The 8,610-nt window shown below is 34.6% G+C and carries 9 protein-coding genes and 2 pseudogenes; 5 read left to right on the top strand and 6 right to left on the bottom strand.

Going from position 1 to position 8,610, the window contains the following annotated elements:
- Positions 1–626, top strand: a pseudogene (locus CWATDRAFT_RS27325) (lipid-A-disaccharide synthase-related protein); the annotation flags it as partial.
- 3 nt (positions 627–629) lie between these two features.
- Here CWATDRAFT_RS27325 and bcp read toward each other — a convergent pair.
- Positions 630–1,106 carry a thioredoxin-dependent thiol peroxidase gene (bcp, locus tag CWATDRAFT_RS27320; RefSeq protein WP_007308026.1) on the bottom strand — a complete coding sequence of 159 codons (477 nt, stop codon included), beginning with the start codon at positions 1,104–1,106 and terminating at the stop codon, positions 630–632.
- A gap of 151 nt (positions 1,107–1,257) precedes the next feature.
- On the opposite strand from bcp, the gene CWATDRAFT_RS27315 reads away from it, so the two are divergent.
- On the top strand, positions 1,258–1,566 hold the full coding sequence (locus CWATDRAFT_RS27315; RefSeq protein WP_042712596.1) for a hypothetical protein: 309 nt from the start codon (positions 1,258–1,260) through the stop codon (positions 1,564–1,566).
- A gap of 57 nt (positions 1,567–1,623) precedes the next feature.
- A complete protein-coding gene (locus CWATDRAFT_RS27310; protein WP_007308029.1) occupies positions 1,624–3,249 on the top strand; it encodes an IS1634-like element ISCwa1 family transposase in 1,626 nt (541 codons plus the stop codon).
- A gap of 146 nt (positions 3,250–3,395) precedes the next feature.
- On the opposite strand, the gene CWATDRAFT_RS27305 is transcribed toward CWATDRAFT_RS27310, so the two are convergent.
- A complete protein-coding gene (locus CWATDRAFT_RS27305; RefSeq protein WP_007308025.1) occupies positions 3,396–4,019 on the bottom strand; it encodes a helix-turn-helix domain-containing protein in 624 nt (207 codons plus the stop codon).
- Positions 4,020–4,023: 4 nt separating this feature from the next.
- Between CWATDRAFT_RS27305 and CWATDRAFT_RS27300 the strand changes: the two genes are divergently transcribed.
- Positions 4,024–4,680 (top strand): cytochrome c biogenesis protein CcdA, encoded by a 657-nt coding sequence (locus CWATDRAFT_RS27300; RefSeq protein ID WP_232287215.1) that lies wholly within the window; start codon positions 4,024–4,026, stop codon positions 4,678–4,680.
- Between the two features lie 31 nt (positions 4,681–4,711).
- On the opposite strand, the gene CWATDRAFT_RS27295 is transcribed toward CWATDRAFT_RS27300, so the two are convergent.
- The gene (locus CWATDRAFT_RS27295; RefSeq protein WP_007308024.1) at positions 4,712–5,434 is read right to left on the bottom strand and encodes an ABC transporter ATP-binding protein; all 723 of its coding nucleotides are present in this window, start codon (positions 5,432–5,434) and stop codon (positions 4,712–4,714) included.
- A 20-nt stretch (positions 5,435–5,454) separates the two neighbouring features.
- Complete coding sequence (locus CWATDRAFT_RS27290; RefSeq protein WP_007308023.1) at positions 5,455–5,682, bottom strand: indolepyruvate ferredoxin oxidoreductase subunit alpha; 228 nt, start codon at positions 5,680–5,682, stop codon at positions 5,455–5,457.
- Positions 5,683–5,924: 242 nt separating this feature from the next.
- Here CWATDRAFT_RS27290 and CWATDRAFT_RS27285 point away from each other — a divergent pair, with 242 nt between their 5' ends.
- The gene (locus tag CWATDRAFT_RS27285) at positions 5,925–7,067 is read left to right on the top strand and encodes an AZOBR_p60025 family cell surface glycopolymer formation protein (RefSeq protein WP_007308031.1); all 1,143 of its coding nucleotides are present in this window, start codon (positions 5,925–5,927) and stop codon (positions 7,065–7,067) included.
- 133 nt (positions 7,068–7,200) lie between these two features.
- On the opposite strand, the gene CWATDRAFT_RS27280 is transcribed toward CWATDRAFT_RS27285, so the two are convergent.
- On the bottom strand, positions 7,201–7,575 hold the full coding sequence (locus CWATDRAFT_RS27280) for a four helix bundle protein (RefSeq protein WP_007308022.1): 375 nt from the start codon (positions 7,573–7,575) through the stop codon (positions 7,201–7,203).
- Between the two features lie 280 nt (positions 7,576–7,855).
- Positions 7,856–8,493 (bottom strand): annotated as a pseudogene (locus CWATDRAFT_RS27275) (NF041680 family putative transposase); the annotation flags it as partial.
- Between the last annotated feature and the right edge of the window lie 117 nt (positions 8,494–8,610).

Below are 8,610 nucleotides of genomic sequence, written 5' to 3'. Positions count from 1 at the left end.
ACCTGAAAGCTGATACTCCTATGGTGGCTTTATTGCCAGGCTCAAGACTCCCTGAAGCAGTACGTAATTTTAAATTACAACTTAATCTTATTCTAGAAATTCTTAAAGTCATTCCTCCTGAAAAAATACAATTTCGGGCGGCTTTGGTGCCAAAGTTAATGAAAGAGTTGACATCAATTGCTGATAGTGAAGATTGGCAGTATGAAGATAATAAACTAAGTTATCACACTGAACAAGGAACTATAGAAGTTATCTGTTATTCTGATGCCTTTAATGACATTTTACACAACTGTACCTTGATGTTAGGAATGGCAGGATTAGCAGTGGATCAAGGTATTGCTTTGGGGAAACCAGTGATTCAAGTACCAGGAGAAGGCCCCCAGTTTACTTACGAGTTTGCTGAAGCACAAACCCGTTTGATCGGTAGTTGCGCTCAAACCATTGGCACAGGACCTGCTACTGCCAACACCCTCAAAGAAGCAGCACAATGTGTTGCTAGAACTATAGTAGATCACCCTTATTTAGAGGAATGTGAAACGAACGGAAAAGCACGTTTTGGACCCCCTGGAGCTTCTGAAAGAATTGCTGAATTTTTATTATCTAACCTGGGAGTTAATGAACAATAATAATTATGATTGTAATTCTTGTAATTGATTTAAGACTTTTTCTCCATGATTTTTGACCCTAACTTTTGACCAAATATAGGCAATGTTTCCCTCTGGGTTAATAATAAAAGTGGAACGAATAATGCCCATATATTCTTTTCCCATAAATTTCTTTAAATTCCAGACATCATAAGCTTTAGCTACTGTATGATCTGGATCACAAAGTAATTCTATGGATAAATCATACTTGTCAATAAACTTACAATGGGACTTTTCTGAATCGGGACTTATGCCAATAATTTTTGCGGATAATTTCGCAAATTCTGGGGTTAGTCTCGTAAAGTCTTGTGCTTCTGTCGTGCAACCTGGGGTATTATCCTTTGGGTAAAAATATAAGATTAACCACTGTCCCAAGTTATCTTTTAAATTAATAGTTTCACCCTTATGATTACTAAGGGTGAAAGTAGGCGCACTTTCTCCAATTTCCAATAAGTTACTCATAGTTTATTCTCAAAATAAAAGTCAATTTTAACCATCGTCATTATCAATAAATAATTAAGCAAAAAATTGAGTTCACAATTTTCCGTAATTTTACTCCTGACAGATTCTCTTAAACTCCGTTATTTTGGAGATAAATAAGCAGAATAAGTACATGATTCATTTAATAGTACCTAGTACCATTGGTTTGGGATTGGGTAGTTTTTTAGGTAAACATCTTTCACAACAAGGAATTACTGCAGAAAATGCACTGGATAAACATCAAACCACAGCTAGAGTTATTTTTGCTGTTATCGTAGCAATTATAACCCCATTTATAATGATAGAACATTATAACTTAGGTTATCATCTTCCTAGAGTATTTCCTCAGATCATTTTTATCCCAGATTCCGCACTTCAAAAAGTAGCATTAAATACTACAAGCCTGGGGTTAATAATTAAGTATAATTGCTTAAGCTCTTGAAGACAAAAAAGTGGGATAATTGTTTAAGTTGTTTCCTCTGTAAAAAAAGAGCGAAAAATGTCTTATTTAGAAGAAATACAAGTTAAAAATTTAGACCATTTAGGGATAGTAGCTGGTTTAATTGATGAAATAGGAATAGTCAAAATAATTAATAATAAATTAGGAATAGATGTTAGAGAAAAAATCTCAGCAGGTACAGTAGTTAAGTCTATTTTAATCAATGGACTAGGATTTGTTTCAAGACCTCTATATTTATTCAGTCAGTTTTTTCAAGATAAAGCCATTGAGAAATTGTTAGGAGAAAGAATTAAACCTGATTACCTTAATGATGATAAAATTGGGAGAGTAATGGATGAATTATATAAATATGGACTAAATGATATTTTTATTGAAGTAGTTTTAGAAGTAATTAAAAAATTTAAAATAGACCTTAAATACTCCCATTTAGATCCCACATCATTTCATTTAGATGGAGAATATAAAAGGGAAGAAGATAAAGAGAAACAGGAAGAAGAAAAAATTATTAAAGAAAGACCAATTTTTATTAAGAAAGGATATTCTCGGGATCATAGACCAGACTTAAAACAATGTGTCTTGGATTTAATAACAAGCCAAGATGGAGATATTCCATTATTTGTGAGAGTAGGAGATGGAAATGAATCTGATAAAGCTGTATTTGGAAAAGTTTTAGTAGAATTCAAAAAGCAAATAAAGTTTGATAGTATCATGGTTTGTGATAGTGCTTTATATGGTCAAGAAAATCTCCAACTAATCCAACATTTAAAATGGATAACGAGAGTTCCAATGACCATAAAAAAAGCAAAAGAATTAGTGCAAAATATAGAGGTGGAAGAAGTAAAAGATGAAGATAAAGAAAAAAGAAGTGACCTAAATTTAGAAAGTTATACCTGGAAAGAAGAAATTGTTACTTATGGTGGAATCAAGCAAACTTGGTTAATAGTCTTGAGTGAAAAAAGACAGAAAAGTGATTTGGAAAAACTAGAAAAACAACTTTCCCAAGAAGAGAAGAAATCCCAAAAATTTCTTAAAGAAATACAATCTGAAGAATTTGAACATCCTCAAGCTGCTCGATATAAATTAAAAGCTATTAATAAAAAATTGAGATTGTTGGAAATAAAAGAAGTTGAACTGATTGAAACTTACTCGAAAAAAAAGGAAAAGATTTATAAAATGATTAGTCTGATCATCAAAAAAGATGAAGAGATAAGTAGAAAGACTAAAGAAGCAGGAAAATTTATTTTAGCAACTAACTTAGTAGAGGAAAATAAATTAGAAGCTAGTGAAATTCTGATAACTTATAAAAACCAGCAATCTACGGAAAGAGGATTTCGATTTTTGAAAGATCCCTTATTTTTTACTGATAGTTTCTTCGTTGAAAAACCAGAAAGAATAGAAACAATGTTATTTTTAATGTCTTTGTGTTTGTTGATTTATAACTTGGGGCAAAGAGAATTAAGAAATTGTTTAAAAAGAGTCAAAAAAGGAATAAATAATCAAGTAGAGAAAGTAACATTGCGTCCGACTTTGAGGTGGATATTTCAATGTTTTCAAGGTATTCATTATGTGATTTTAAACGGAGTTAAACAAATTGTCAATTTAACAGAAGAAAGGCGTTTTATATTGAGTTTATTACCTGCATCTTGTCAAAGATATTATCTATAAATTGAATTGGATAAAGCAAAAATAATAAAAGAATAAGAGTCTAATGATATCAAATGAGAAGAGGAAACTCTCCTTCGTTTGTGCTGAGTCTTGCTAAGTTTTCAATGAGTATAAATCTTCTTAATTTGATTATTTTTCCTAAAAATTTAATGAAAAGAGAAATATTCTTGCCCAGGTATGATTTTCGGACTTTTTAAAACTATGTATTTTTTTATACTACATTTTGAAGTGCGGAATCTGGGTTTTAAAAAACGCCCCACACTACGGGGGGAAATCTTTTCGACAATTCCTCTTTTTATGGCTTCATCCGCCAACTCTGAAGGTGTCCAATGGCTCACTGGTCTGTCTGATTTTTCACATTCTTCACAAGCGATCGCTACAATCTGGACTACTTGTTCGACCGTAAAGGATTTTGTTGTTCCAGGTCTTGGGCGATCGCTTAAAATTCCTTTGATCAAGACCATTAATGCTTTCTCCGTTACCTGTTGTTCTTCGGCGGCACTCAGTTTTTCTCTCTCCTCAAACCATCGCGATCGCCACTGACGCACTTGTACTCGGTCTAATTCTAATCTTCGACTAATCGAACTATTGCTCTCTCCTGATGCTGCGGCTAAGATTAGCTTGGCTCGTCTAACAAGGCGATAGGGGTTTGTTGTCCCTCTCACTATTTGTTGGAGTACTGTTTTCTGTAGGTTGGAGAGGTTAATTGGCAATGCTTTTATCATGGACATCAACTTCGAGATTCTTCCGTTAGTTTCATTGAAACACATTGTCGTGGCTAGTCACGAAAGTTTCTGTAAAAATCTGGTGGATTACTTTCGCCAAGCTGCACTAGCTAGTATTTCTCCCTGTATCCTAGCCTTACTTCCTGTCAATCTCAGTTATATCGGCACCTTAAATATAAAATCCCGTTGGGATGCTTTTAGCAAAGCTGGTTTATTTGTACTCGGTGCTGTCACCATTTTAAGTTTATTTGGCTTGGTTTCTTCCTTTGCTGGATTGGTGATGGTGGAATATCGAGGCTATATCAATATTGTGGTTGGCTTAATTATGGCTGTGATGGGATTGTGGTTAATCGGAGTTGTCAAAATACCTTTACCACAGATGAATGTTAGTCTTCCCGTTGCTGGGCCTTATGGGGTGGGTTTAACCTTTGCCTTAGTTAGTTCCCCCTGTGCGAGTCCGGTATTATTCGCTGTGTTGGCCGCTGCTGCTGCTAGTGGTTCTCAGATTTTAGGCACTTTAACAATGGTTAGTTATGCCTTGGGTTATACTATGCTGATTTTTTTAGCAAGTTTATTTACAGGGTTAGCTAAACAAAGTAAGAAGTTATTAAGCCATTCTGAAACCATTATTCGCACTGGGAGTGTGGCCTTAATTATGACCGGTGCTTATTACTTATTTACTTGTACAAAATGGTTTATTGGTTAAACATTATTAATTATTAATTATTAATTGTTAATTATTCTTGATAGGCTGCCCCTAGATAAAGTTGTGCTACTTTGGGATCGTTAAGTAATTCTTGTCCCGTGCCTTCAAAGCGATCGCAGCCATTTTCCAGAACATAAGCCCGATCAGCCATCATCAGGGCTTTTTTGGCGTTTTGCTCCACTAAAACGATGGCTTTTCCTGTTTCGTTAATGGCTTTGATTTGTTCAAAAACGCTATTAACTAAAATGGGTGACAATGCTGCTGATGGTTCATCTAATAATAAAACATCTGGGTCTAGCATTAAGGCCCTTCCCATAGCCAACATTTGTCTTTCTCCCCCGGATAGGGTTCCTGCTTTTTGACGACGACGTTGGGCTAATTTAGGAAACATGGTGTAGATTTTTTCTTTCTGCTGTTTTAATGAACCATGACTAATAAATGCTCCCATTTCTAAATTTTCTTCGATGCTCAGGGTAGCAAAGACATTTTGGATTTGGGGAACATAACACATTCCTAATTTGACAATTTGATCAGACTTCAGACCGGTGATATTTTTGTCTTTAAAAAGTATCTCACCCTGATTTGTTTTTAGGAGACCAAAAATGGTTTTTACTAAGGTGGATTTTCCGGCACCATTAGGGCCAATAACGGCCACTAATTCTCCTAAAGAAATACGAAAGTTGATGCCTTGCAAGATGTTTAAATCTTTGACATATCCAGCATAAACGTCCTTGACTTCTAAGATATTTTCCATTGATTTCTGACTTCTTTAACTTAAAATGGCGTTTTTTGCAAGTCGGGTCTTTCTTCCGGTGCGATCGCTCCTTCCACTGGACAAACTTGTAAACAAATTCCACAATCAATACAAGTATCAAAATCAATCCAATACCAGTCTGTTCCTTTGATGTTTTTCCCTGGACCGTCATGAATACAAGCGACGGGACAAGCATCTGCACAGTCGGCAATGCCTTCACAGACTTCTGTTACAATGGTGTGTGGCAAGTTTATCTCTCCTTTTTTAATGATATAGTCTTTTGTTTTAAACTATTTTGGTAACAACAATAGTATTATTATTGAATCATAACAGTAAGGTGATCCCCTTGTCCATTTTGAGAAAGATACTTTAGTGGGACTATGGCAAGGGAACAATCAGCCATCAATGGGGTCTATCATTGATAATTATTGTCATCTTTATAACTATTCAAGGTGACTAATTTTTCACCATACATAGTATATTTTAAGAGATGTTCTATTATAAAAAAATATTTTCTTCTTCTAATTATATCAGTCTCTTGATAGCTCTGATTGTTGTTATTTTTGTTTCACTATATTTCTACTTTATTAAATTTGATAGTAACATAACTGGTTTTTTTCGTATTGGGTCTATTTTACCTTTATCTCCTTTTCTGAATCCTGAAAATACTTTGATTTATCAAGGAGAAATAGGTTATGACGGTCAACAGTTTTTAAGTTTAGCTTTTGACCCTTTTTTGCAAAATCATGAAACAGTTAATAGTTTAGACCATCCTATTTATCGTTATCGTCGTATTTTATATCCTTTGGTAAGCTATGTTTTAGCTTTTGGTAATCCTCGTTTAATTCCTTATTTTATGGTGGGAATTAATGCTTTATCTATTCTCATTATAGTTGCTATTACTAATTTATATTTTAAGTCTGATAATGTTTCAAAATTTCAGTCTCTGTTTACTTTATGTATTCCTGGGGTGTGGATGGTGTTATCTTTAGGAACTGCTGATTTATTTAGTAGTGTCTTTTTAATTGCTTCTTTTTATTGCTATCGTTACGAACAATATCGGTTAACAGCTTTATTTATTAGTTTGGGTTGTTTGACGAGAGAAACATTATTAATTGTTTGGTTTGCTTTATTTTTAACCAGTTTAATACAAAAGAGATTTAAACAGATTACGTATTTATTATATGGGTTGATTCCTCCTATTCTCTGGACGGTTTATATTACTTTTTTAGATTTACCTGGGAAGGTGAGAGTTAAAGATAATTTTGGGTTTCCTTTCCTGGGAATCATTAATAAGTTTATTACTATACTAACATCAGGAATTAATGGCAGAAATTTATTTGAAGCTTATATGTTTATCGTTCTATTGTTGAGTTTTGCTGCTATTTTGGTTATTTATCTGAAACATCGTAAACTCAATTTATTGATGCAGATAGGTAATGGTTTTTATAGTGTCATGTTTATTTTTAGCAGTATGACAATTATGGGTTATTATTTAGACTATTCTCGGGTTTTTATGGATGTTTATTTCTTGTTACTACTCAGTATTAATTTAACTAAAATACCCTACAAAACTATCCTATTTTCTGCATCAGGAATAGGAAGTTTAGCATTTTTGATTTTACATTCTTGAATATACCCATTTTAGGAGTTCGGAGTTCGGAGTTCGGAGTTAGGGGTTCGGAGTTCGGAGTTAGGGGTTAGGGGTTCGGAGTTAGGAGTTAGGAGTTAGGGGTTCGGAGTTAGGGGTTCTTAGGGGTTCGGAGTTAGGGGTTAGGGGTTCGGAGTTTTTTCTTGACGTTTTTTGTGATGGTTACTAAAATCCTGATAATAACATCTATTTCTTGTGTAAGAGATTTTACTTTGTTTTCATTAATTCCTCCTGACTCGACTAAAACAATGAGCCAATATTCCGTTTCTCTGGCTTCTTTTAAAGCAATTTCCATTTTATGCAAAAAATCTCTATCACTCTGTCCAGACTGCGCTTCTCTTACATTAGCCCCTATGGAAGTACCACTACGAATAAGTTGAGATGAGAGAATTCTCTCTATCCCACCCTTCTCATGAAGAAAACGACAAAGTTTGACTACTCTGACGGCAAAAGTCAATGTTCTTTCTTGAATATCTTGATTATCTGTCATATCAACTCTAACCTCCGAACTCCGAACTCCGAACCCCGAACTATATTTTAGGAGTTTCTTCTAGAAGACAAAAACCTGTAGAATTCTAGACATACCTGTACATAATGTCTAGGATATTTCTTCTGCTCCAGGAAACTTGCCAGTATAATAGATTGGACTTTGGACAAAAAAAGTTTGTTAGCGTATATTTTACGCTAAACTAAAATCCCAAAATATCGGCTCTGTATCAGTCAATAAAATTGGCTGACAAATAGGGCTAATCTATAGATTCTGAGGAAAACTAAGGAGCTTTTAAGTTTTCAGTTGATTTTTTGCTCCCTTTCTTGATAACATCATGACGAGTTCGTGGGGCTTTTTTGTAACCTTTAATACGTCCGGAAGAAAAACCTCGACGTTTGGGAAATTTGGCGAAAGTCCCCAAGGTCGTAATTATTCTTGAAAAGTCTCTTTGAACTAGACTAGGGGTGATTTTGATGGATTTATTAGTCTTCAAATACTGTTCCCAATCACGGGGTAAAACCACAGCTAATTTTCTGGCAGCCCACAAATTTACATAAGAAAGAAGTGTTAGTTTAAACCAATTTTCTTCATGATGTACATCGGGAGTTAAATAGGATGTCATCAATAATCTTTGTTTACCAAATCGAAAAAGATGTTCCATGTCATAACGTTGTCGATAACACTGATAACAATCAACTAAACTTAACTCATCGCGCCGAGAAACCATAACAATAAGCCACATAGGTTTCCAAATACTATTTCTTTCTTGATCTCTGACAACAATCTGGAGTAAAGTACAGGGGTGATTGTTCATTTAATAGTTTTAAGTTCCTCTCATTAACATCTGTTTCCATCCCGAAATAGTCACTGTTAATTGACGACCTTTTTCGGCGTTAAGGGAACTTGATGAACTTCATCAGTTCAGCCCAGTTTGGTCATCTTAAGGCAATTTATCCCATACAAAGGGGATGTCCCCAAATTGTGCGTGATTGGGTCCCGAATAATGCGGTAAAAACCGCGCCTCCAATCTGGAGG

The sequence above is a fragment of the Crocosphaera watsonii WH 8501 genome (assembly GCF_000167195.1).
Classification (GTDB): Bacteria; Cyanobacteriota; Cyanobacteriia; order Cyanobacteriales; family Microcystaceae; genus Crocosphaera; species Crocosphaera watsonii.
Note: the sequence above shows the minus strand (reverse complement) of the source record. Positions and strands in the feature narration are given on the sequence as shown.

What these genes read in the sequence shown, in the direction of transcription:
- bcp (WP_007308026.1), bottom strand. Translation starts at nt 1,106, where the DNA reads ATGAGTAACTTATTGGAAATTGGAGAAAGTGCGCCTACTTTCACCCTT.
- CWATDRAFT_RS27315 (WP_042712596.1), top strand. Translation starts at nt 1,258, where the DNA reads ATGATTCATTTAATAGTACCTAGTACCATTGGTTTGGGATTGGGTAGT.
- CWATDRAFT_RS27310 (WP_007308029.1), top strand. Translation starts at nt 1,624, where the DNA reads ATGTCTTATTTAGAAGAAATACAAGTTAAAAATTTAGACCATTTAGGG.
- CWATDRAFT_RS27305 (WP_007308025.1), bottom strand. Translation starts at nt 4,019, where the DNA reads ATGTGTTTCAATGAAACTAACGGAAGAATCTCGAAGTTGATGTCCATG.
- CWATDRAFT_RS27295 (WP_007308024.1), bottom strand. Translation starts at nt 5,434, where the DNA reads ATGGAAAATATCTTAGAAGTCAAGGACGTTTATGCTGGATATGTCAAA.
- CWATDRAFT_RS27285 (WP_007308031.1), top strand. Translation starts at nt 5,925, where the DNA reads ATGTTCTATTATAAAAAAATATTTTCTTCTTCTAATTATATCAGTCTC.
- CWATDRAFT_RS27280 (WP_007308022.1), bottom strand. Translation starts at nt 7,575, where the DNA reads ATGACAGATAATCAAGATATTCAAGAAAGAACATTGACTTTTGCCGTC.